Annotated in this window: 20 protein-coding genes; 12 read left to right on the top strand and 8 right to left on the bottom strand. The window is 73.5% G+C overall.

Annotation, left to right across the window (positions count from 1 at the left end; all coding sequences use genetic code 11):
• Positions 1–4: 4 nt before the first annotated feature.
• Positions 5–295 carry a hypothetical protein gene (locus FB465_RS20220; RefSeq protein ID WP_145792545.1) on the top strand — a complete coding sequence of 97 codons (291 nt, stop codon included), beginning with the start codon at positions 5–7 and terminating at the stop codon, positions 293–295.
• Here the strand turns inward: FB465_RS20220 and FB465_RS20215 are convergent.
• On the bottom strand, positions 259–3,549 hold the full coding sequence (locus FB465_RS20215) for a sacsin N-terminal ATP-binding-like domain-containing protein (RefSeq protein ID WP_246192746.1): 3,291 nt from the start codon (positions 3,547–3,549) through the stop codon (positions 259–261). The two genes, FB465_RS20220 and FB465_RS20215, sit on opposite strands and share 37 nt — an antisense overlap.
• A 387-nt stretch (positions 3,550–3,936) precedes the next feature.
• Entirely contained in the window at positions 3,937–4,818 is an 882-nt protein-coding gene (locus tag FB465_RS20210; protein ID WP_145797467.1) for a DUF3027 domain-containing protein, read from the bottom strand.
• 610 nt (positions 4,819–5,428) lie between these two features.
• Between FB465_RS20210 and FB465_RS20205 the strand changes: the two genes are divergently transcribed.
• The 4 genes from FB465_RS20205 (at position 5,429) to FB465_RS20190 (ending at position 8,953) form a co-directional block, all read left to right on the top strand.
• Positions 5,429–6,757, top strand: coding sequence for an MFS transporter (locus FB465_RS20205; protein WP_145797466.1), 1,329 nt, complete (start codon positions 5,429–5,431; stop codon positions 6,755–6,757).
• A gap of 84 nt (positions 6,758–6,841) precedes the next feature.
• Positions 6,842–7,384: a hypothetical protein gene (locus FB465_RS20200; protein WP_145792544.1), complete on the top strand. Its 543-nt coding sequence runs from the start codon at positions 6,842–6,844 to the stop codon at positions 7,382–7,384.
• Positions 7,381–8,118 carry a futalosine hydrolase gene (locus FB465_RS20195; protein ID WP_246192745.1) on the top strand — a complete coding sequence of 246 codons (738 nt, stop codon included), beginning with the start codon at positions 7,381–7,383 and terminating at the stop codon, positions 8,116–8,118. The genes FB465_RS20200 and FB465_RS20195 overlap by 4 nt, the downstream gene beginning before the upstream one ends.
• Positions 8,111–8,953: a 1,4-dihydroxy-6-naphtoate synthase gene (locus tag FB465_RS20190; RefSeq protein WP_246192744.1), complete on the top strand. Its 843-nt coding sequence runs from the start codon at positions 8,111–8,113 to the stop codon at positions 8,951–8,953. The genes FB465_RS20195 and FB465_RS20190 overlap by 8 nt, the downstream gene beginning before the upstream one ends.
• A 128-nt stretch (positions 8,954–9,081) precedes the next feature.
• On the opposite strand, the gene FB465_RS37545 is transcribed toward FB465_RS20190, so the two are convergent.
• The gene (locus FB465_RS37545) at positions 9,082–9,465 is read right to left on the bottom strand and encodes a cold-shock protein (protein WP_145792542.1); all 384 of its coding nucleotides are present in this window, start codon (positions 9,463–9,465) and stop codon (positions 9,082–9,084) included.
• A 352-nt stretch (positions 9,466–9,817) separates the two neighbouring features.
• On the bottom strand, positions 9,818–10,957 hold the full coding sequence (locus FB465_RS20180; RefSeq protein ID WP_145792540.1) for an alpha/beta hydrolase: 1,140 nt from the start codon (positions 10,955–10,957) through the stop codon (positions 9,818–9,820).
• A gap of 164 nt (positions 10,958–11,121) precedes the next feature.
• Here FB465_RS20180 and FB465_RS20175 point away from each other — a divergent pair, with 164 nt between their 5' ends.
• Positions 11,122–11,358, top strand: a complete 237-nt coding sequence (locus tag FB465_RS20175) for a hypothetical protein (protein ID WP_145792538.1) — start codon at positions 11,122–11,124, stop codon at positions 11,356–11,358.
• Here the strand turns inward: FB465_RS20175 and FB465_RS20170 are convergent.
• The gene (locus FB465_RS20170; RefSeq protein WP_145792537.1) at positions 11,343–11,951 is read right to left on the bottom strand and encodes an HAD family hydrolase; all 609 of its coding nucleotides are present in this window, start codon (positions 11,949–11,951) and stop codon (positions 11,343–11,345) included. The genes FB465_RS20175 and FB465_RS20170 overlap by 16 nt on opposite strands.
• An 85-nt stretch (positions 11,952–12,036) precedes the next feature.
• On the opposite strand from FB465_RS20170, the gene FB465_RS20165 reads away from it, so the two are divergent.
• Positions 12,037–13,017, top strand: coding sequence for an ABC transporter substrate-binding protein (locus FB465_RS20165; protein WP_145792536.1), 981 nt, complete (start codon positions 12,037–12,039; stop codon positions 13,015–13,017).
• A 32-nt stretch (positions 13,018–13,049) separates the two neighbouring features.
• Positions 13,050–13,856 (top strand): class I SAM-dependent methyltransferase, encoded by an 807-nt coding sequence (locus tag FB465_RS20160; RefSeq protein ID WP_145792535.1) that lies wholly within the window; start codon positions 13,050–13,052, stop codon positions 13,854–13,856.
• Positions 13,857–13,998: 142 nt separating this feature from the next.
• Here FB465_RS20160 and FB465_RS20155 read toward each other — a convergent pair whose 3' ends face one another.
• The gene (locus FB465_RS20155; protein WP_145792534.1) at positions 13,999–14,652 is read right to left on the bottom strand and encodes a hypothetical protein; all 654 of its coding nucleotides are present in this window, start codon (positions 14,650–14,652) and stop codon (positions 13,999–14,001) included.
• 358 nt (positions 14,653–15,010) lie between these two features.
• On the opposite strand from FB465_RS20155, the gene FB465_RS20150 reads away from it, so the two are divergent.
• Positions 15,011–17,545, top strand: coding sequence for a helicase C-terminal domain-containing protein (locus tag FB465_RS20150; protein WP_145792533.1), 2,535 nt, complete (start codon positions 15,011–15,013; stop codon positions 17,543–17,545).
• Between the two features lie 23 nt (positions 17,546–17,568).
• Here FB465_RS20150 and FB465_RS20145 read toward each other — a convergent pair whose 3' ends face one another.
• Positions 17,569–17,808 carry a hypothetical protein gene (locus FB465_RS20145; RefSeq protein WP_145792532.1) on the bottom strand — a complete coding sequence of 80 codons (240 nt, stop codon included), beginning with the start codon at positions 17,806–17,808 and terminating at the stop codon, positions 17,569–17,571.
• Between the two features lie 98 nt (positions 17,809–17,906).
• On the opposite strand from FB465_RS20145, the gene FB465_RS20140 reads away from it, so the two are divergent.
• Both FB465_RS20140 and FB465_RS20135 read left to right on the top strand, forming a co-directional pair.
• On the top strand, positions 17,907–18,314 hold the full coding sequence (locus FB465_RS20140) for a DUF2961 domain-containing protein (protein WP_145792531.1): 408 nt from the start codon (positions 17,907–17,909) through the stop codon (positions 18,312–18,314).
• Between the two features lie 101 nt (positions 18,315–18,415).
• Positions 18,416–20,053, top strand: a complete 1,638-nt coding sequence (locus FB465_RS20135; protein WP_145792530.1) for a DNA repair helicase XPB — start codon at positions 18,416–18,418, stop codon at positions 20,051–20,053.
• A gap of 13 nt (positions 20,054–20,066) precedes the next feature.
• On the opposite strand, the gene FB465_RS20130 is transcribed toward FB465_RS20135, so the two are convergent.
• Positions 20,067–20,252 carry a hypothetical protein gene (locus tag FB465_RS20130; RefSeq protein WP_145792528.1) on the bottom strand — a complete coding sequence of 62 codons (186 nt, stop codon included), beginning with the start codon at positions 20,250–20,252 and terminating at the stop codon, positions 20,067–20,069.
• Between the two features lie 300 nt (positions 20,253–20,552).
• Between FB465_RS20130 and FB465_RS20125 the strand changes: the two genes are divergently transcribed.
• On the top strand, positions 20,553–22,616 hold the full coding sequence (locus FB465_RS20125; RefSeq protein ID WP_246192743.1) for a HelD family protein: 2,064 nt from the start codon (positions 20,553–20,555) through the stop codon (positions 22,614–22,616).
• Positions 22,617–22,726 lie beyond the last annotated feature (110 nt).

Raw genomic sequence — 22,726 nt, 5'->3', positions numbered from 1 at the left:
GGAGATGGCACGTCGGGGTGGGGATCTGGAGGCGTTCACCGCCTTCTGTGCCGGGGTGACCAGCGCCTTCCTCGGGTGGCTGGTGGTGCACGGGCTGGCCGCCCTGGGCGCGCTGCCGCAGCGGCTGCACGGACCGCTCCTGCTGCTGGTCGCCGCCGCCGGGGCCGGGTGTGCGGTCGCGGTGTACCGCACGCTCCGGGCCCCGGAGGCGGCTCAGCTGGTCCAGGACCTCGAGTCGCTGAGGGAGCTCAAGGACCGTCAGGACTCGAAGTCGCGGGCGGCCAGCAGCTCGTAGGCGCGGTCCGGCTCGGTGAGCGCGGCCAGGATCTCGAAGCGGCGGTGCCACTGGCCGACCGACCAGGCGAGGCCGGCGGCCAGGCCCTCCGGGGTGGCCGCGTGCAGCAGACCGGGCACCGGCGGCACCTCGAACTCGTCGTCCTCGTCGGCCTCTTCGGCGCTCTCCGGGTCGTACGGGACCTCCGGGGCCGGGGCGCCGGTGTCCCAGCGCCAGCCGACGGCGGCCTCCTCGCCGTCCGGGCCGACCACCAGGAGCTCCTCGTGCTCCTCGTACGCCGCCGGACAGCCGGGCAGCAACTCCCGGACCACGGCCGGGGTCCGGTGCAGGGTGCCCTCCGAGAGCACCCGGCCGCCGGCCACCTCGCTGGCCAGCGAGACGTGCAGTCGCTCGGCGAGCTCGGCGGCGAGCTCCGGGGCGACGGGCAGCAGCGGGTGCGAGTGGAGGAGCTCCACCAGGTCGGGGGCGTCGGCGACGACGGCCTCCGAGGCGTCCACGATCACCGTGTGCGAGGGGCGGCGGCCGGTCTCGCGGTCCAGCGGCGGCAGCGCCCTGACCACGTCGAGCGACTCGATCCGCTCCGCCGGGACGGCGGCCAGCGCCGTGTGGACACCGTGCAGTTGACGGTGCGTCACGATCGAGGCCGGGTCGGCCAGGCGGTCCAGCAGCTCGTCCGGGCCGTGCGTCTCGGCGAGCAGTGCGGCGAGCGTGGTGCGCACGCCGAGGGCGTGCAGGAAGGTCTCGTCCAGCGAGGTGCGGGCCTCGTCGTAGAGGCCGCGCAGCAGCGGGTCGGCGCCGGCCGCGCGCAGCCCGGCGGGCTCGCGGCCGTCCAGCACGGGGTGGTCGCGCAGCCACCAGGCGGTGTACGGCGGCAGGTCGACGTAACTGCCGTCGGGCAGCAGGGTGCGGACCGGGTTGACCACGGCCTCCCGGTACGGCGGGCGGGCCAGCAGGGCCAGGGCCTCCGGCCAGGCCCGGTCGTCGACCAGGTCGAGATCGCGGACGGCCAGTAGCTCGGCGGCGACCGGGGGCACGCCCAGGTCGCCCTCGTCGGCGTTCAGGGCCTCCAGGGCATCCTCGCACCACTCGGCCAGGCCGTCCGGGGCCTCGTCCAGCAGGCCGGTCGGGCGGCCGCCGGCCGCCCGGTCGGCGGGGACGGTCGGGTCGAGCCGCTCCAGGTCGTCCGGGTCCAGCACCACGTCCTCGGCGCGGACCAGCACAAAGCTGTTCAACACCCCTGCCGCCGCCAGCACTTCGGGGCCCCAGCGCTCCAGCAGGTCCTCGTCCACGTACCCGGCGTCGTCCTCGCGGGCCAGTGCGGCCAGCGGGCTGTCGGGGAGGATCAGCTCACCGGCCCGGGACAGCTCGCCCTCGTCGTCCGGAAGCGCCAGCCGGGCCAGCCACGGGTGGTCGCCGGGTGCGGCCTCGGCGGCCTTGACCAGGGCGAGCACGGCATCCGCGAGGTCGACGGCGGCGTCGAAGTCGTCCTCGCCCACCTCCAGCGAGCGGGCGACGGCCGCCCGGACCTCCGGGGTGTCCAACACCCCTGCCGGGGTCGCGGTGTTGGCGCCGAGCTTGGCCAGCAGCGGGTGCGCGGCATCGGGGTGGGCGAGCCGCAGGTCGAGCAGGCTGAGCGCCTCGGCCAGGGCCTCGGGGTAGCCCTCGTACCCGGCCCAGTCGGCGGCGTCGGAGGGAAGCAGGACGCGGCGCGGGCCGGTGACGGTACGGCCGTCGGCGAGCGGCACGGGCAGCGCGCCGAGCGCCTCCGGGTCGGCCCCGGCCAGCGCCGCGTACAGGTTGCGCCACCAGGACGGTTCCCGCTCCAGGCCGCCGAGTTGGTCCACCACCTCGGCGAGCGGCACCCGCCGGACGGCGAGTACGCGGAGCTCCGTACGGCGCTCCAGGCCGGCCGGGAGCAGGCCGGGGAAGATCGGCGCGAGCGCCTCGACCACCGAGCGGTCGGCGCCCTCGAGAAGCGTGGCGTCGCGCGGGCGCAGGGCGGGGGTGCCCTCCTCGACCGGCGCCGGGTGCGGCAGGAACGGCGTGGCCGGGAGGCGCTTGAGGATCGCCCCCCGCAGCGCGTTGTCCAGCGCACCCTGGCCGAGCGGGCCGGGGACCAGGCCGAGCGAGCCCAGGTCACCGCCCCGGGCACGCAGCAGGTCCGCGTAGGCGTCGGCAGCGCGCTCGGTGAGGAAGTCGGTGAGCGCACCGGGGGCGACGTGCCGACGGGTGGAGTCCAAGGGGTACCCGGCGATCAACAGGGCCGGTACGCCCAGGGGTTCGTCGCTCGGGGTCGGCGCGTGCACGACGGGGTTGGTGCGCAGCGGCTGCGGGGTACCCGTCCCGTCGACGGGGACGGCCCAGGTCACCGTCCAGTACGGGCGGGCGCGCTCCTCGGTGGGGCGGTCGGTGAGCAGCTCGGGCGCGGTGGTCCCGGCGAGCGTGACGGTCTGCCAGACGGTCCGCGCGGAGCCGTCGGTGAGGGTGACGGTGGTGATGCCGTCGGGCTGCTGGTCGGCGGCGGAGCGGGTCAGGACCCGGGTGCCGTCGGGGGTCTCGACGGTGATCTCGGCGAGGCCGGGGAGGGTGAGCAGCAGGGCGTCGTCGATCTCCGCGAGCAGCCTGCGGGTGAGGTCCTCGGCGGCGGCGTCCCGCAGCGGGAGGACCACCACGGTGTCGTACCCGGCGGGCGCGGCGCCCTCGGCGGGGAACGGCAGGCGCAGCAGCGGCACATGGCCCTCGCGCCGGCGCAGCTCCTCGACCAGCTGGGGCCGGGCCTCGGTGAGCGCGTACGCCTCACCGAGCGACCAGCGGACACCGCCGTGGCTGCTGAGCACGGCCGGTTCGTCGGTGACGGCGAGGACGGCGGCGAAGCCGACGCCGAAGCGGCCGACGGTGGGGGACTCGTCGGTGCGCTTGGAGGAGGCGCGGAGGGTGGAGAGCGACTCCACGGCGGCCTCGTCCAGCGGGGCACCGGTGTTGGCGGCGGCCAGGACGCCGTCGCGCAGGGTGAGCCGGAGGCGGCCGGGGGCGGTGCCGGCCCGGGCGGCGGCGTCGGCGGCGTTCTGGGCCAGCTCGACGATCAGCCGGTCGCGGTACCCGCCGAGGGCGAGCTCCTCCTCCGCGTTGGCGTCCTCCCGGAAGCGCGCCGGGGCCGCCGTCCAGGCGTCCAGCACCCGGTGGCGCAGCGCGGCCGTGTCGAAGACGTCGGCGGCCTGCTCGTCCGTACCGCTGCCGATGATCCGAGGCTCCACTGGACTGCCACCCTCCGCCGTCTGCCACCCTGCCGTGCGTACGGGGGCATTCTCCCCCGCGGCGGCTCTCCGACCGACCACGGGGCTCGGAGACACCCGCATTCAGCGTCGCGGAGATACCCGTGCGGGCGGGTGCATCAGGAGCGCGGGGAACTGCGCCGCCAACCATGCACCTCGGTCAGTGGCCGGTCGCGCAGTTCCCCGCGCCCCTGTTTGGCCGGCCGCCCGAGCAGGGGCCATCAAGAAACCCGTACGAGCGGGTGCCCCAGGAGCGCGGGGAACTGCGCCGCCAACCATGCACCTCCGTAGAGGGCTGGTCGCGCACGCAGTTGATCGAGCAGAGGCCCGCGCCCCTGAATGGTTGCCCCTGCGAGTGGGGGCGTGGGGTCAGGCGTGGCCGAGTTCCTCGGCGGGGGCGTCGGGCTCGACGGAGCCGCTGGAGCGGTCGGGGTGGAGCTGCAGGGGCTCGACCACCAGCTCGTCCAGGATCAGCTCGGACGGCGTGGGCGGAGCGGGCAGGACCGCGGCCTCGGAGTGCCCGCCGCAGCCGTACGCGAGTGAGACGACCTGGCCGTCGGCAGGACCGAACTCGTTGCCGCAGACCCCGAAGGCCTGCCCGAGCGAGCCGCCGATCGGGATCAGGAAGCCACAGCTGTTGCAGTGCGCGGGGGCGGCCTGCGCCATCGGCGTCTGCGCACCGTACGCGGTCTCCCAGCGATCAGCCGCCAGGTGCAGCCCGAGGCGGGAGAGCACCCGCGGCCGGCCCATGCCGAGCTCCTCGGCGACCGCACCGATCTGCGCACGGGCGGGCGCGGGCTGAACGTGCGGGTCGGTGACGACCAGGTCCTCCTCGGCCTCCAGCACCACCGCGGAGTTCGGCGCCGGCTCGTCCTCGCCGGACCAGCCCGGCTCCAGGCGCAGGTCGTCGGCGTCGGTGGGCAGCAGGTCGCCGGGGCCCATGTCGCCCGGACGCAGGCGCTCGCTCCACGGCACCCACTGCGGGGCGAGGACGGCGTCGGGGCCGGGCAGCAGCACCGTCTCGTCCAGCGTGACGTTCTTGGCGCGCGGCGCGCGCGCCACGGTGACGGCCCAGTGCCAGCCGCGGTACGCCGCGTCGAGGCACTCGAACGTGTGGGTCACGACCCGCTCGCCGTCCGCCTGGGCGCCGAGGTGCGCCCCGACGGTCTCGGGGCCGACGGCGTCGACTGCTGCCTGACGGGCGAGTTCGACAGCCTCGGCACAGAGCCGGTCAGGGGTACGGCTTCGCATCGCAGCACTCACGGCGTCGATTCTCTCCCAGTTCTGTTGCCTGCGGTCCATTGCCTGCGGTCTGTCGCCCGCTCCGTTGCGGCGGCTCCCGGAGAAACCACCCGAAGAGCTTCGACAGACCTTGACACGGGTTCCGGTCCCGCTGGGTACCGTCTATCCCTATTCTGCGCGACTCGGAGCCGGTCCGTGGACCGGCCGCGCCGCCCGCAGGGTCTGCATGCGCGTAGTGCAGGCTACCCGCCGGTCGGCTCCCCGGGACAGCCCGGTGCCCGGCCGTTCCCGATTGTCGGCGGGTCTCCCTCTCCTTCCCTCGTGAACCGGGGCTTTCTCGGGCAGGATGGCTAATGTGGCGGACGAGACCTCGTCGCGGCGCGCACTGCACGATCCGCAGGCCGACGGCTCCCCGGATCCCTCCCCGGAGCCGAGCGCCGTGCCGCGACAGCAGCCCCCGGTCCCCCCTGCGGACGAAGCGGAGCCGCAGCCGGAGGACGGCTCCGCGCCGACCGCTGTCGACCAGGAACCCGACGGGGAGTCCGAGCAGGACACCTCCCCCAGGTCCAGGAACCTCCTGGTGCGCGGCGCCTCCGCGGCCGGCCTGCGGACCGGCCGGATGGTGCACGGCACGGGCCGCCAGATCCGCCGGGCGACGGCCGCCGAAGGCGCGGGCGAGTCGGGCCTGGCCAAGCTGATCGAACTGCACGCGCTGAACTCCTTCGGCGACATGCTGATCACCGTCGCACTGGCCTCCACCATCTTCTTCTCGGTGCCGACCGGCGAGGCCCGTGGCCGGGTCGCCGCCTACCTGCTGATCACGATGGCCCCGTTCGCCCTGCTGGCCCCGGTGATCGGCCCACTGCTGGACCGCCTGCCACACGGCCGCCGCGCCGCCATGGCGATGTCCATGCTGGCCCGGGCGGTGCTGGCCTGGACGATGGCGGGCACGGTGGCCACCGGCGGAATCGCGCTCTACCCGGAGGCCCTCGGGGTGCTGGTCGCCTCGAAGGCGTACGGCGTGGTGCGCAGCGTCGTGGTGCCCCGGCTGCTGCCACCGCAGCTGTCCCTGGTGAAGGCGAACTCCCGGGTCACCCTTGCCGGTCTGATGGCCACCATGGTCGCGGCGGGCGTCGGCGGGGTTCTGCACCTGATCGGGCCCGGCTGGCCGTTGCGCGGGGCGTTCCTGGTCTTCGTGATCGGCACCGTGATGGCCTTCCACCTGCCGCACAAGGTGGACTCCGCCAAGGGCGAGCTGCGGGCCGACCTGCACGCCGACGAGCACCACCCCCACCATCCCCACCACCTTCCCCATCTGTACAAGGAACCGCAGCCGCCGCCCGGCAAGGCGAGCCTGCGTACGGTCGGCCCGTCGGTGATCCTCGCCCTGCGGGCGGTGTCGGCGCTGCGCTGGCTGGTCGGCTTCATGGTGATGTTCCTGGCCTTCCTGTTGCGGGACGACCCGGTCGGCGGCGTGCCGGCGACGGTGAGCCTCGGCATCATCGCCGCCGCGGCGGGCATCGGGAACGCCCTGGGCTCGGTGTTCGGCTCCTGGCTGCGGACCCGTGGCTCGGAGGCGACGGTCACCGCGATGCTGCTGCTGGCCACGGTCGCGGCGAGCGCGGCAGCTCTCTGGTACAGCCTGCTGACGGTGGCCCTGCTGGCGCTGGCGGCCGGGGTCGCGGCCTCGCTGGGCAAGCTGGCGCTGGACGCGCTGATCCAGCGGGACGTCCCGGAGGCGGTGCGGACGTCTGCCTTCGCCCGGTCCGAGACGGTGCTGCAGCTCTCCTGGGTGGTCGGCGGCGCGCTGGGCATCCTGCTGCCGCTGGACGGGGCGCTGGGCCTCTCGGTGGCGGCCGGGGTGGTGGGGCTGGTGCTGCTCTGGACGGTGCGCTCGCTCTTCAAGGTCGGGCTGCGCGGGCCGGCCGCCCGCCCTCGGGTGGCCTAGGACGCTCCCAACCGCGACACGACCTGACCCTGCACGGCCCACCCCGGCGCAGCGTGATCGGCAAAGCCCGGTAGCCTCTTGCCCATGAGCCTCAGCACCCGTGTCATCGCCGCCCTCGGCGCCGTCGTCGTGATCGGCGCCGGCACGGTCGGCCTCTCCGTCGCGCACGCCAACGACAAGGGCGAGCCCGAGAAGCACCTGGCCACCCTGACGGTCGGCCGCTCCTCCATCCACTCCGCGCCGTTCTGCTACAACGACGGCAAGGCGCTGAGCGAGGAGGCGCAGGCCAAGTGCCAGTCGGACGCCAAGAAGGCGGAGGCCGACGGCTCCCTGCCGACCTCCGACGTCGTGGCCAGCGACCAGATCGGCGTCGGCGTGGAGCCGGGCGTGGCGGACAAGGGCTGGTTCGCCTTCACCAACGGCGGCACCCAGGGCCAGGCGACGCTGGCCAGCGCCCGCAAGGGCTCCACCTACTCGGGTTCGGTCGCGGCGACCAGCGTGCTGAACGCCGGCGAGAAGACCACCGTCACCGTGGTCGAGGCCGACCAGAAGACCCAGGACATCATCGGTGTCTGGTACTTCCAGCTGAAGAACAAGGACGCCGTCACGGTCGCCGCCACCAAGTGAGCCGTTACCTCTCCGACGACGAGCAGCCCCCCGGGCTGCTCGTCGTCGTTGCCGTTCAGGCCGAGGCCGAGGCCGTACTGCGAGGGCTGAAGGACGACTCCTGGCCGGTCCCGGTCCCCGGGGGCGAGCTGCGGCGCAGCGAGCACGCGCCCGGGGTGCCCGTGGACGTCCTGGTCGGCGGGGTCGGCCCGGCCGCCGCGGCTGCCGCGACGGCGAGCGTGCTGGCCGCGTACCGGTACTCGCTGGTGGTCTCGGCCGGAATCGCCGGCGGGTTCGCCCCCCACGCGCCGATCGGCTCGCTCGTGGTGGCCCAGGAGATCGTGGCAGCGGACCTGGGCGCCGAGACCCCTGAGGGCTTCCAGGACGTCGCCGAGCTCGGCTTCGGCACCGTGCGCCACACACCTCCGCTCGGCGCCGTCACGCTGGCCTCAGACGCCCTGGACGCCGTCTCCGGCTCCGTCCTCACCGTCTCCACCGTCACCGGCAGCGCCGAGCGCGCCGCCGAGCTGACGTCCCGCCACCCGCAGGCGGTGGCGGAGGCGATGGAGGGCTTCGGAGTGGCCGAGGCCGCGGCCCGGTACGGCATTCCGGCCTTCGAGGTCCGGGCGGTCTCCAACGCCGTCGGCCCGCGCGACCGGGCGGCCTGGCGGATCGGCGAGGCCCTCGCGGCACTGGAGCGGGCCTTCGGCGCGTTGCCCTACCAGGAACTGCTCCAGGAGGTCACCCGTGGCTGAGCGCCTCAGCATCGCGTACTCGCCCTGCCCCAACGACACCTTCGTGTTCCACGCCTGGGCGCACGGACTGGTGCCGGGCGCCGACGCGCCCGAGGTGACGTTCGCGGACATCGACATCACCAACGGGCTGGCCGAGCGCGGCGAGCTGGACGTCCTGAAGATCAGCTACGGGCAGCTGCCCTGGGTCCTGGACGAGTACGCGCTGCTGCCCTGCGGCGGCGCGCTGGGCCGCGGCTGCGGGCCGCTGGTCCTCACCCGCGAACCCGACACGGACCTCACCGGCCGTACGGTCGCGGTGCCGAGCGAGCGCTCGACCGCGTACCTGCTGTTCCGGCTCTGGGCCGCCAAGGCGGTGCCCGGCGGCTTCGGGAAGATCGTCGTGCTGCCGTTCCACGAGATCATGCCGGCCGTCCGGGACGGCCGGGTGGACGCCGGGCTGGTGATCCACGAGGCCCGCTTCACCTACCAGCAGTACGGCCTGCACCGGCTCGCCGACATGGGCGAGGCCTGGGAGCAGGACACCGGGCTGCCGATCCCGCTCGGCGCGATCATCGCCCGGCGCTCGCTGGGCCAGGAGCGGCTGCGCGAGATCGCCGAGGCGATCCGGGCCTCCGTACGGATGGCCTGGGAGGACCCGGCGGCCTCGCGCCCGTACGTGCTGGAGCACGCGCAGGAGATGGACCCGGGCGTCGCCGACCAGCACATCGGCCTGTACGTGAACGAGTTCACCGCCGACCTGGGCGAGGCCGGCTACGCGGCCGTGCGCGGGCTGCTGACCCGGGCCGCCGCCGAGGGGCTGGTGCCGGCGATCGGCCCGGGTGCGCTCAGCTTCTAGGGCTCCGCCTGGGCAACCGAGCAATTAGGGGCATCCAGGGGCGCGGGGAACTGCGCGAAGCGGGAGAGTGCAGGCCGTTGCTTCCGATCTCGCGCAGTTCCCCGCGCCCCTGGAGTTACCCGACGTGCCTAGACGTCGAACTGGTCGGCGACCGCCCGCAGCAGGACGGCCAGCTTCTGGCCGGTCGGCTTGGCCGGGTAGCGACCGCGCTGCAGGCCGGGCAGGACGGCGTCCAGGGTGGTGATCAGGTCCTGCACGATGGGCGCCATGTCGTCCGGGCTCTTGCGCTGGGCGGCGGCCACGGACGGCAGTGCGTCCAGCAGGGTGACGGCCATCGCCTGGTCGCCCCGGTGCCCGGCGACAACGCCGAACTCGACCCGCTGGCCCGGCCGGAGCGAGGTGACCCCGGTCGGCAGCGCCTTGGTGTGGACGAAGACATCGCCGCCGTCGTCGCGCGACAGGAAGCCGAAGCCCTTCGTCTCGTTGAACCACTTGACCTGGCCGGTGGGCATCTCGAAAAGTCCTCAGTGTGGGTGCGGGGGATCCCGGCGCGGGGCCGAGGATCACCGGGTGGATGACGAGCCGACCGCTCTACAGGCAGGTCGGTCTCGATCAGCAATGATCCGTCAGCGGTTCACTCGCGCGCAGCAGGATATTGGTGTGCGGCTCTGTCGGGGGCCGCCGCCCGGGGCCTGGCGCGGCCAGGGCGCGGCATCGCGCTCTCCACTGGCTGACACCCCCGGTCGGGAAGGCGGGGCATCCGGATCAGCCCCGTGCGAAGGCTGCATACCCCGGCCACCCGGAGGTCGAAACTCCCCGTCCCCGAAGAACTCCGCGCAGTGACGGCGGGCTCAGAGGGCCAGGTCAGGCGGGCGCGTTGAGGTGCTCGCCCAGCCAGCCCAGGGAGGCGGGCAGCATCCGGGACCAGGTGTTGAAGTTGTGGCCGCCGGTCTCCAGGGTGATCGACGAGACCTTGGTCGCCCCGCCCTTCGCACCGTCGATGAACTTCCGGGTCGCCGAGTAGTAGTCCCCGTCACCCTCCTTGCTGCCGCCGACCAGCAGCGAGACCTGCGGCTTCGGCAGGTTCGCCAGGCGCCAGTCCAGGTCGGCCGCGTCCCGGCGCTGCTGGCTGCCGCCGAACAGGTCACCGGTGGTCGGGTCCTCGGCGGCCCGGTAGTAGCCGGAGAGCGAGACGGCCGCCGAGAAGACGTCCGGGTGCTTCATGGCCAGCTTGAGCGCGCAGTAGCCGCCGGTGGAGTTGCCGATGACGCCCCAGCTGCCGGCTCCGTCGGCGATCCGGTACGAGCCGCGGATGGCCTGCGGCACGTCCTTGGCGAAGTACGTCTCCGACTGCGGGCCGCCGGGGATGTCCTCGCACTCGGTGTCCCGCGGCATGGCCGGGGACGGGCGCATCATCACCAGGACGGTCGGCTTCGACTTCCCCTCCTTGATCAGCTGCAGCTCGCTGGAGGGGTAGTTCAGCTTGGTGATCAGGTTCTTGGCGTCACCGGGGAAGCCGGTGATCGCGATCACGGCCGGGAACTTCTTGTTCTGGTAGTCCGGCTGGAAGTACTGCGGCGGCAGGTAGACGTACCCCTCGGTGGCGAGGCCGGTGCTCGCGCCGGGGATGCGGATCCGCTCCAGCTTGCCGACCACGGCCGGCTCGCGGCCGACGGTGTTGGTGCCGCGCACGTTCTCGTTGGAGATCTGCTGGACGCCGGGGTGCTTCCCGCCGCCGAGCATCTGGTTCTGGATGGTCACCGGGCCGTCGTTGTTGGTGCCCAGCAGGTCCGCCCAGCTGCTGTAGAAGGCGAAGTAGTTGTTGGCCAGCAGGCCCAGGGTGACCATCACGGCGAGCTGGGTGCCCAGGATGGTGCCCAGCCGCCCGCAGACGGCCACCCAGGAGCGGTTGGCCAGCCGGGGCCAGAGCCAGACCGTACCGACGATCAGCAGCACCGATACCAGCGCGGACAGCGCCAGTACCTTATGACTCGTCAGACCCATTGCGTCGTACGTCCCTGCTCCACCGGACCTGTGTTCCCCAACAAACTCCAGAGTGCCTGAGAGTTTGATGAGAGATCTGAGCGTCTGGGGGGAGTCCACCCCCGCCGATCGGCGGGGGCCGTCCACTCTGCGACACTGGATCGTCGAACTCAGGAGGAGCGCGCGTGACAAGCCAGAACGCCGACCGCGGCGAGCTCTTCGTCCGGGCCGGGGCGATCGTCTTCGGCGTCGGATCGATCGCCACCCTTGTGACGTTCGTCCCACTCTTCTTCGACCTGCCCCGGCTGCCGACCGCGGCCTACTGGCTCTGCATGCTGATGCCGCTGGGCTTCCTGCTCTCGCTCACCGGCCTGCTGCTCTCGGCCCGCGCCCAGCGCCGGCGCACTCAGCCGGCCAAGTAGCCCGCGAGCCAGTCCGGGAACTCCGTCAGGTCGGCCATCACCACGTCCGCGCCCGCCTCGCGCAGCTCCGCCGCGCCGTACGGTCCGGTGGCCACGCCGATGGCCACGGCCTCGGCGGTCCTGGCGCCCGTGATGTCGCCCAGGTGGTCGCCCACGTACACCGCGGCGCCGTGCTCGCGCAGGGCGGCGCCCTTGCTCTCGGCCCAGGTGTCACCCACCAGCACGTCCGCCGCGAGGCCGACGTGGTCCAGCTGCAGGCGCGCGTTCGGCGCGTACTTGCCGGTGATCACGGCCGCCCGGCCGCCGCTCGCCCGCACCGCGTCCAACGACTCCCGGGCTCCCGGCAGCAGCAGCGTGCCGGGGAGCGCGTACTCGCGGTACATCGCCCGGTAGCGGGTGGCCATCTCCTCCACGTGCTCGGCCGGGAACCACTCGGCCAGCTCACGGGCCAGCGGCGGGCCCAGCCGGGTGATCACCAGCTCACTGTCGATCCAGGTGCCGGTGGCGGCGGAGAGCGCATCGAAGGTGGCCCTGATGCCGGGCCGGGTGTCGAGCAGGGTCATGTCGAGGTCGAAGCCGACGGTGAGAGACATGGGGCCCAGCCTACGAGCCGGCTGAACCCACCCGTCGAGACAATTCGGACATAATCGACTCCACGCGCCGATCAGAGGAGTCCCGATGCCACGTCAGCTCCCGCGCCGGACCGTCCTGTCCGGGCTCGGGGCGGCACTCCTCACCGGATGCACCAGCTCGGTCCTCGGCTCGCGGGCGCCCTCCCTCTCGCCGTCGCCCGCCGACACCTCGCCGCCGAGTCCGGTGCCGCTGCCCAGCGTGACGGTCACCACGGCCACCGGCCCGGTCGTGGTGCCCGGCGCCCCGGTCCGCGTGGTGACCCTGGACACCGCCGAGCTGGACTCCGCGATCACCCTGGGGATCACCCCGGTCGGGGCCGCACGAGCCGCCGCCAACAGCGACTTCCCCGACTACTGGCCCGCCTCCTGGCTCGCGGGCACCGCGTACGTCGGCGACATCGGCAGCCCGGACATCGCGAAGATCAGCGCGCTCCGGCCCGAACTGATCCTCAGCAACCAGACCCGCGACGCCGTCCGCTACGACACCCTCCGCGGCCTCGCCCCCACCGTGCTGACCCAGACCACCGGCTACCCCTGGAAGGCCAACTTCCAGCTGCACGCCCAGGCCCTCAGCCGCCAGGAGCAGGCGGTCGCGGTGGTCACCGCGTACGGCAGGCACGTCGCGCAGACGATCCAGGCGATCGGCCCAGGCCGACGGATCAGCATCGTGCGCTTCGTCGAGGGATCGCCGACGGTGCGGCTGTACGGGAGGCAGAGCTTCATCGGCACCCTGCTGACGGATCTTCAGCTCGGACGCCCCGACGCCCAGAACGTCGACCAGTTCGCCGTGGAGGTGGCCCCCGACCAGATCGCCAAGGCCGATGGCGACTTCCTCTTCTACGCGACCTACGGGGACCCGGCGAAGGCCGGGACCACCGGCATCCTGGCGAGCAGCGGCTGGCAGGCCCTCGCGGCGGTACAGGCCCACCGCGCCTTCCCGGTGGACGACCAGCTCTGGTTCCAGGGCATCGGCTACACCGGCGCCAACCTCGTCATCGCCGAACTCCAGCGCTTCCTCGGTGGTTGACCTCGGCCGCAGAGCCCGACGAGCATGACGCCATGTCGGACCGCAAGGCGAACCTCGCCCGCACCTTCTCCCTGGCCGCCCCCGAGTACGACGCCGTCAACGGCCCGTTCTTCAACCCGATCGGCGCCCGCCTGGTCGCCCTGGCCTCACTGAAACCGGGCGAGCGGGTGCTGGACGTCGGCTGCGGACGCGGCGCGGTGCTGTTCGCGGCGGCCACCGCCGTCGGGCCGGGCGGCTCCGCCGTCGGCGTGGACCTCGCCCCCGGCATGGTGACCGCGACCGCCGCCGACGCCACCGCCCTGCCCCAGGTCACCGTCCAGCTCGGCGACGCCGAGGCACTCGACCTTCCCGCCCTGTCCTTCGACGCGGTGCTCTCCTCACTGGCCGTCGTCTTCACGCCGGACCCGGCCGCCGCCCTGGCCTCGATCCACCGGGTCCTGAAGCCCGGAGGCCGCTTCGGCTTCACCGCCTTCGGCGCCGAGGACCCGCGCTGGAAGCAGCCGACCGCCGCACTCAGCGGCTACCTTCCGCAGAGCAGCTGCGCCAAGTTGCACCCACGCGGACAGGGCCCGGGAGTCACCCCTCCACTCCTCGCCGCGGCCGGCTTCACCGGCATCACCACGGTCGAGCACACCGCCGTCTCCCACTACCCCGACGCCGAGGCCTGGTGGCGCTCCCAGTGGGCCGGCGGCTGGCGAGCAGCGCTGGAGACGATCCCGCCCGACCGGCTCCCCGAAGCCCGCGAGGCCGCCATCGCGGCCCTGCAGCCCCTGGCCGAACCCGACGGCACCTACGTACGCCGCACGGCGATCCGGTACACCACAGCCACCGCCCGCTGAGCGGCTCCGCCCGTAGCTGACGCAGCGGGGTGCCACAGGGGCGTGGGGAACTGCGCGAGGCGGAAGGTGCGGCGCCGTCACTTCCGATCTCGCGCAGTTCCCCGCTGCCCGATCCTGATGGGTGCACCCCCTGGCGGCGCGTCTAAGTGACCTCGGGACGCCGTCGCAGGGTTACGGCCAGCAGGAAGAGCGCCGACAGGAGCGCCGCGAGCCGCAGGACACCCGGGGCGGCCGCCCAGGTCTCGTGGCTCAGCTGTGCGCCCGGGGCCAGCGGCGAACCCCAGCGGCCGTGGGCGCGGCCCCAGAACCAGACGGTCGAGCCGGTCATGGTGACCAACGGGATCCCGAGGACGGCGAACTTCCGGGTCAGATCACCCAGCCGCGGCGCGAGGTACGCAAGGCCCCAACCGGCCAGCATCGCGATCAGCTGCCCGGTCAGCGCACCCGCCACCAGCGCCAGCGCGGCCACCAGCACCAGCACCGAGGGCCGCCGCCCCGCCAGGAACGCCACCCGAGGCTGCACCCCCGCAACGGTCTCCGCCTCCGCCTGCGCCGTCTCCTCCTCCACCCGCTGCTCGGGAATCGGAGCGGCCTCGGGGAAGTCGAACACGACGCTGTCCCAGCCCGGAAAGTCCTTGGCGGAGATCCCCGGCACCCCGGCATCGGGCTCCTTCTGCACAGGCGGCGCGACGGGCACCTCGGGCGCGTACACGCTCTCCGCCTCCCCCTCCTCCCGGCCCGATCTCCCGAGGACCCGCCACGGCCCGTCCACCCGCCACCACTCGCCGCCCGCCATCGCCCTGCCACCCCGCATCATGTCGCCGACCCCGCTGCTCGCAGAACGTACCCACTCCCTGATACCCACGCGAGCGGTACGCGCCCCCGCGCCCCACCCGCACCTTGAACGCCCACCAGGCACAACGGAGGGGGTGGCGGACGGGGTGGTCGTTCCGGGGCGTGGTGCGTGATTTTCGTACTGCCAACGGCGAGAAACCACGCCCCCGGCCCCGGCAGTACGAAAATCATGCAGCCCCCGGAACGACCACCCCGGCAGCCGCGCCCGGCCCCGGACCACCCGCCCCCGCAGCGCCCGCGCAAGCGCCCCGCACCCCGACACTGGGCTCCGGTAACCCCGGCCGACTAACCTGGGTCGGATGACCACTCAGCAGAGCGAGCCGCGCCCCACCAGGGCCGCCGCCGCACCCCGTACGCTCGCCGAGGAGCTCCGCGCCCGCAGCGACGAGGCGCTGGCCGAGCTGCTGCGAGCACGCCCCGACCTGCTCAACCCCGTCCCGAGCGACCTCACCCAGCTCGCGAGCCGCCTCTCCAGCCGGGCCTCCGCCCTCCGTGCCCTCGAACGCTTGGACCGCTTCACGCTCCAGGTCGCCGAAGCCCTCGCCGCCGCCCCCGACGGCAGCCCGGACACCACGATCCGCAACCTCCTCGCAGGGCCCGCCCGGGTCAAGCCGCACCCGCTCGCCGACCCCGTCGACCGCGCCGCCGTCACGGCCGCCCTGCCCGCCGCCCTGGCCACCCTCCGCAGCCGGGCGCTGCTCTGGGGCCCGGACTCGGCACTGCGCCTGGTGATCGCCGTCCGCGAGGCCCTCGCCCCCACCGCGGCCAACCCGGGCCGCACCGGCCTCGGCCCGACCCTCGCGGAGGCCACCACCGGCATGTCCCCGGCCCGCCTGCAGCAGCTCCTCGCCGGCTCGGGCCTGGCCCCGACCCCCGACCCGGTCACCGCCGTCGCAGCCCTCACCGCCCTCCTCGGCGACCGCAAGCGCTGCGCCGCACTCCTCTCCCAGGCCCCCGAGCCGGCCCTCGGCCTCCTGAACAAGCTGGTCTGGGGCCCGCCCACCGGCACCGTCCCGGACGCGGCCCGCCCGGTCACCGCCGAGGACGCCCACAGCCCGGTCGAGTGGCTGCTGGCGCGCGGCCTGCTGCTCCCCTCCAGCACCGGCTCGGTGGTCCTCCCCCGCGAGCTGGCTCTGCACCTGCGCGGCGGCCGCAGCCACCTCACGACGGAGCCCACCAGGCCCGAGCCCGTCCCCACCGCCCGGCGTGATCCACAGGCTGTGGACAACGCGGCGGCCGGCCAGGCCTACACCGCCGTCCGCACCATCGAGGAACTGCTCGACACCTGGGGCCTCCAGCCGCCCCCCACCCTCCGCGCGGGCGGCCTCGGCGTCCGCGACCTCAAGCGGGCCGCGCTCACCCTGGAGTGCCCGGAGCCCACCGCCGCCTTCTGGCTGGAACTCGCCTACACCTCCGGCCTGCTGGCCCCGGACGGCGAGGCGGACGAGCGCTGGGCACCGACCCCCGCCTACGACACCTGGCTGCAGCAGCCCGTCGCCGAGCGCTGGGCCCTGCTCGCCCGCAGCTGGCTCACCGCCACCCGGGTGGCCGGCCTGACCGGGACGCCCGACGGCAAGGGCAAGACCCGCGCCGCACTCGGCCCCGAACTCGACCGCACCCTCGCGCCGTCCGTACGACGCGCGGTCCTGACCCTGTTGGCCACCCTCCCGCCCGGCGGCACGGCCACCGCCGAGACCCTGCTCCCCGCCCTGCGCTGGCAACGCCCGCTGCGCGGCGGCCCGATGGGCCAGGACGGCCGCGACCTGCGCGACCACCTCACCGAATGGGCCCTCTCCGAAGCCGAGTTGCTCGGCATCACCGGCCGCGGCGCGCTCGCCTCCCCGGCCCGCACACTCCTCGACCGCGGCGACCCGGCCCCCGTCCTCGCCCCGCTGCTCCCCCAGCCGCTCGACCACGTCATCCTGCAGCCCGACCTCACCGCGATCGCGCCCGGCCCGCTCCTCACCCCCCTCTCCCAGGCCCTGGCCCTCTGCGCGGACATCGAGTCCAAGGGCGGCGCGACCGTCTACCGCTTCACCACCGACTCCGTACGCCGCGCCCTCGACGCCGGACGCACCGCCGCCGACCTGCACGCCTTCCTCGGACAGCACTCCCGGACGCCCGTCCCGCAGCCGCTCAGCTACCTGATCGACGACGTGGCCCGCCGGCACGGCGTGCTCCGGGTCGGCGCGGCCTCCTCGTACCTGCGCTGCGACGACACCGCCCTGCTGGCGGAGGTGCTGGCGGACCGGCGGGCCGTCGAACTGCGCCTGCGCCTGCTCGCACCGACCGTACTGGCCGCCCAGGCCCCGCCCGAGACACTCCTCTCAGTGCTCCGCACCATGGGGTACGCGCCGGCTGCCGAGTCCGCCGAGGGCGACGTGCTGATCACCCGCCCGGACAGCCACCGCACCCCGCCGCGGACCGCCCCGGCACCCGTACCCGACGGCCCGTCGCAGCCGGACGACGTCCTGCTGGGCGCCGCCGTCAAGGCGGTCAGGGCGGGGGACCGGGCGGCCACCGCCGTCCGCCGGGAGACCGTCGCGGGCCCGGCCGCGACCCCGCACCAGAGCGGCCCGGCCCGTACCGACCTGCGGCAGCTCCCGCGCACGGCCGCCGCCGACACCCTGGCCGCCCTGCAGACGGCGGTCCTGCTCGGCGAGCGGATGTGGATCGGCTACATCAACGCCGAGGGCCTGGCCTCCCAGCGCGTGGTGGACCCGGTCAAGGTGGAGGGCGGCTTCGTCACCGCGTACGACCACCTCTCGGACGAGGTCCGCACCTTCGCCCTGCACCGGATCACCGGCGTCGCCGAGGTCGACGAGAAACCGTGAGCCCCGGCCCCTGACCCCGGACGTCAGTGCTGCTGCTGCGCCTGCTCCTGCGCGTGCTGCTGCTTGGCCTTCTCGATGATCGAGTTCGGGTCGGGCGGCGAGACCGGCACGCCGGTCACGAGGTCGGTGAGCGCGAAGGCGACGGCACCGAAGGGGCCGCCGGTCTGGCCGAGGCCGGCCAGGGCGTGGGCGGGGGTCGCGGTGACGGCGAAGGCCGCGCCGGAGAGGGCGACGGCGGCGAGGATGCGGTTCGACTTCTTCATGGCCTGCCCAACGAGCCCGGACCGGCCAGGACACCGCCGCCTTGACGGGTTCCACCCCCGGGCGTAGTCCGGAAGAGGGGATTTCGAGAGGAGACGTCATGCTCGGCGAACTGATCAGCCGATTCCAGGCCCAGGAAACCGGAACCCGGGTCCTTCCCGGCGGTGACGGCCTGCACCCGGTGCTGGAGGTCTCGTTCCAGGGCACCGGGGACCTGCTCGGTACAGAGACCACGGACATCGGCACCTACGAGACGGTCCTGCAGCCCGACGGAACGCTCTTCGGCGAGGGCCAGGGTGTCTCGATGACGGCCGACGGCGCCACCATCAGCTGGCACGGCACCGGCATCGGCCACTTCACCGGCCCGGGCGCCGTGAGCTGGCGCGGCTCGGTCTACTTCGACACCGCGTCCGAGAAGTTCGCCCGGCTCAACAGCCTCGTGGGCGTCTACGAGTTCGAGTCGGACGCGACCGGCAAGAGCACCGCGAAGACCTACGAGTGGAAGTAACCGGCCGGTCCACAGTGGTCCGCCACCACTCGGCCTGATGGAAACCTCGCGGAGTGCGCGACACTGGAGGGTCTGCGCCGAACCGATGGAGGCTTCCCCGCGTGAACGACGGACCGCTGATCGTCCAGAGCGACAAGACCCTGCTGCTGGAGATCGACCACCCCAAGGCAGCCGACTGCCGCCGCGTGATCGCGCCCTTCGCCGAGCTCGAGCGCGCGCCCGAGCACGTCCACACCTACCGCGTGACCCCGCTCGGCCTCTGGAACGCCCGCGCCGCCGGGCACGACGCCGAGCAGGTCGTGGACGCCCTGGTGACGTACTCGCGCTACCCCGTGCCGCACGCGCTGCTGGTGGACATCGCCGACACCATGGCCCGGTACGGGCGGCTGAAGCTCAGCAAGCACCCGGTGCACGGCCTGGTGCTGACCACCACCGACCGGCCGGTCCTCGAAGAGGTCCTGCGGTCCAAGAAGATCGCCCCGCTGGTCGGTACCAGGGTCGACCCGGACACCGTGATCGTGCACCCGTCCGAGCGCGGCCAGATCAAGCAGGTGCTGCTCAAACTCGGCTGGCCCGCCGAGGACCACGCCGGGTACGTGGACGGCGAGGCGCACCCGATCGACCTGGACGAGGACGGCTGGCAACTGCGCCCGTACCAGCAGCAGGCCGTCGAGGGCTTCTGGCACGGCGGCAGCGGCGTCGTGGTGCTGCCCTGCGGCGCGGGGAAGACCCTGGTCGGCGCGGCCGCCATGGCCGAGGCCAAGTCGACCACGCTGATCCTGGTCACCAACACCGTCTCGGCCCGCCAGTGGAAGCACGAGCTGGTCAAGCGCACCTCGCTCACCGAGGACGAGATCGGCGAGTACAGCGGGACGAAGAAGGAGATCCGCCCGGTCACCATCGCCACCTACCAGGTGATGACGACCAAGCGGAAGGGCGTCTACGCCCACCTGGAGCTGTTCGACGCCCGCAACTGGGGCCTGGTCGTCTACGACGAGGTGCACCTGCTGCCCGCGCCGGTCTTCAAGTTCACCGCCGACCTGCAGGCCCGCCGCCGGCTCGGGCTGACGGCGACACTGGTCCGCGAGGACGGGCGCGAGGGCGACGTCTTCTCGCTGATCGGGCCCAAGCGCTTCGACGCGCCGTGGAAGGAGATCGAGGCGCAGGGCTACATCGCGCCCGCCGACTGCTGCGAGGTGCGCGTCACCCTCACCGACTCGGAGCGGCTCTCGTACGCGACCGCCGAGCCGGAGGAGCGCTACCGCTTCTGTGCGACCACCGCGACCAAGCGCCGGGTGGTGGAGGCCCTGGTCAAGAAGCACGAGAAGGACCAGACCCTGATCATCGGCCAGTACATCGACCAGCTGGACGAGTTGGGCGAGGTGCTGAACGCCCCCGTGATCAAGGGCGAGACCAGCAACGCCCAGCGGGAGAAGCTGTTCGAGGCGTTCCGGACCAAGGAGATCAGCGTGCTGGTGGTCTCCAAGGTCGCCAACTTCTCGATCGACCTGCCGGAGGCGACCGTCGCCATCCAGGTCTCCGGGACCTTCGGCTCCCGGCAGGAGGAGGCACAGCGCCTCGGCCGGGTCCTGCGGCCCAAGGCCGACGGGCACTCGGCGCACTTCTACTCGGTGGTCGCCCGCGACACGGTCGACCAGGACTTCGCCGCCCACCGGCAGCGCTTCCTGGCCGAGCAGGGGTACGCGTACCGGATCATCGACGCGGACGACGTGCTGTAGTCACTCGGGGTGGTCAGAGCTTGACGCCGTCGCGCCCGAGGAGGAGCACGCGTGCGGCGGTGTCGAGCATGATCCCGACGTTGCGGACGGCGTGCGAGATCGGGGTGCGGCGGCGGGGGCCCGCGGTTGCGGTGCTGCCGCTCACGACGGGGGGCCTGGATGCCTTCCGGACGGTGGGGTGGATCTGTGCGGTGCTCATGCTTCAACAGTAGGTTTTCGGCCATCCGCGCACATCACCCGAAAGGCCGTAATGGCCGGGACCTCGCTCGTACTTCAGGCGTACGGCACCCCTGAGGCCGGCCCGGGGGAGAACAAGGGGAAAACAATTCGCTCTCGGCGCGCGGTGGGTTTAGGATCGCCGGTCTGCCCCCTCCCGAACCGTGGTGCCGTCGCCGGCAGCCGGGGGAGGTCCCGACCGCTTGGTACCGGCCGGGGTCCTTCACTGTGAGCTACGACGAGACCGCTGCCGCGTACCCGCGGGCAGCCGGGAAGGTTCGCTGTGCACGCCCCCACCACCGACCCCCTCCGTGACCCCCTGCAGCGCGAGCGCGACCATCTGGCCGCCTCCCGGGCTGCGCTGCGTGCGATGCGCGAGGACGTCGAGTCGCTCGACCTGCGCGACGTCACCGGCACCTGGGTCTCCGCCGCGGTCCTGCAGAATCAGATCGATGCCCGGATCGCGGCCCTGGCGGACCTCGCGCACACGCCGCTCTTCTTCGGCCGGCTCGACTACCTGCACGCGATCAGCGAAGCGCTGGCCGAGGGAGGTACGGGCGAGCAGTTCTACATCGGCCGCCGCCACGTCCACGACGCCGACGGCGATCCGATGGTGATCGACTGGCGCGCACCGGTCTCCCAGCCCTTCTACCGGGCCAGCCGCACCGAGCCGATGGACGTCGAGCGGCGCCGCCGATTCGGCTACACCGGCGGCGAGTTGACGGCGTACGAGGATGAGCACCTGACCGACCCGGCCGAGGCCGAGACCACCTCGGCCCTGCTCGCGGCGGAGATCGAGAAGCCCCGCGTCGGCCCGATGCGGGACATCGTGGCCACCATCCAGCCGGAGCAGGACGAGATCGTCCGCGCCGACATCGGCGGCACGGTCTGCGTCCAGGGCGCCCCCGGCACCGGGAAGACCGCCGTCGGCCTGCACCGCGTCGCGTACCTGCTGTACGCGCACCGCGAGCGGCTCGCCCGTACCGGCACCCTGGTCATCGGGCCGAACAGTTCCTTCCTGCACTACATCGAGCAAGTCCTCCCCGCCCTGGGCGAGTTGGACGTCGCCCAGGCGACCGTGCAGCAGCTGGTGGCGCACGTCGAGGTACGGGCCGAGGACCCTGCGGAGTCGGCCCGGCTGAAGGGCGACGCCCGGATGGCCGAGGTGCTGCGGCGCGCCGTGCGGGCCGGCATCGCGCTGCCGACCGAGCCCTGCGTGGTGGTGCGCGGCTCCCGTCGCTGGCGGGTACCGGTGTACGAACTCGTCGAGATCATCGAGGAGTTGAAGAGCCGGGAGATCCGCTACGGCGCGGCCCGGGAGGCCCTGCCGCAGCGGATCGCGCACGCCGTGCTGCTGAAGATGGAGCAGGGCGGCGAGGCTCCGGACGACCGGGTGCAGGACGCGGTGGCCCGCAACCCGCAGATCAAGGCCGTGGTCAAGGAGTGCTGGCCGCCGGTCGACCCGGCCAAGCTGGTGCACCGGCTGCTGACCGACGCGGAGTTCCTCGCCGCGTGCGCGGAGGGCATCTTCGCCCCCGAGGAGCAGGCCGCCATCCGCTGGGCGAAGCCGGGACGGTCGCTCCGAACCGCGCCCTGGACCGCCGCCGACGCCGTCCTGGTCGACGAGGCGACCGACCTGGTGCAGCGGACCGCCTCGCTCGGACACGTCGTCGTGGACGAGGCGCAGGACCTCTCCCCCATGCAGTACCGGGCGGTGGGGCGCCGGTGCAGCACCGGCTCGGCGACCATCCTCGGCGACCTCGCCCAGGGCACCACCCCGTGGGCGACGGCCAGTTGGGCCGATGCACTGCACCACCTCGGCAAGCCCGTCGCGCACATCGAGGAGCTCACCAAGGGCTTCCGCGTCCCCGAGGAGGTCATCGAGTACGCCTCCCGGCTGCTTCCCGCGATCGCCCCGGGCCTCGCCCCGGCGACCTCGATCCGCGACACCCCCGGCTCGCTGGCCGTCAGCCACATCCCCGACGGGCTCGTCGACTCCCTGGTGGAGGCCTGCCGCAAGTCCCTCGCCCACGAGGGCTCCACCGGCCTGATCGCCGCCGACGACCGCATCCCGCTGCTGGCCGAGGCCCTCGCCGAGGCGGGCCTGCCCTTCCTCGACCCGGGCACCGAGACCAGCGCCGAGGTCAGGCTCACCCTAGTCCCCGCCTCCCTCGCCAAGGGCCTGGAGTACGACTACGTGGTCCTCGACGAGCCCGCCGCCGTGGTCGCGGGCGAACCGGACGAGCGCACCGGCCTCCGCCGCCTGTACGTCGCCCTGACCCGCGCGGTGTCCGGCCTCACCGTCCTGCACGCCGAGCCCCTGCCGGAGCAGCTCCGGGCAAGGTAGGCACCGGAGCCGGTTGCACTCTCCAGGGGCGCGTGGGGGCACCTCCCGGCCGAAGGCTGGGGGAGAACTGCGCGAGACCGGAAGGCAACGACCTCTGCCCTACCGCTTCG

The organism is Kitasatospora atroaurantiaca (genome assembly GCF_007828955.1).
GTDB lineage: Bacteria > Actinomycetota > Actinomycetes > Streptomycetales > Streptomycetaceae > Kitasatospora > Kitasatospora atroaurantiaca.
The sequence above is the reverse complement of the archived record's forward strand: the minus strand, read 5'-3'. Positions and strand labels throughout refer to the sequence as shown.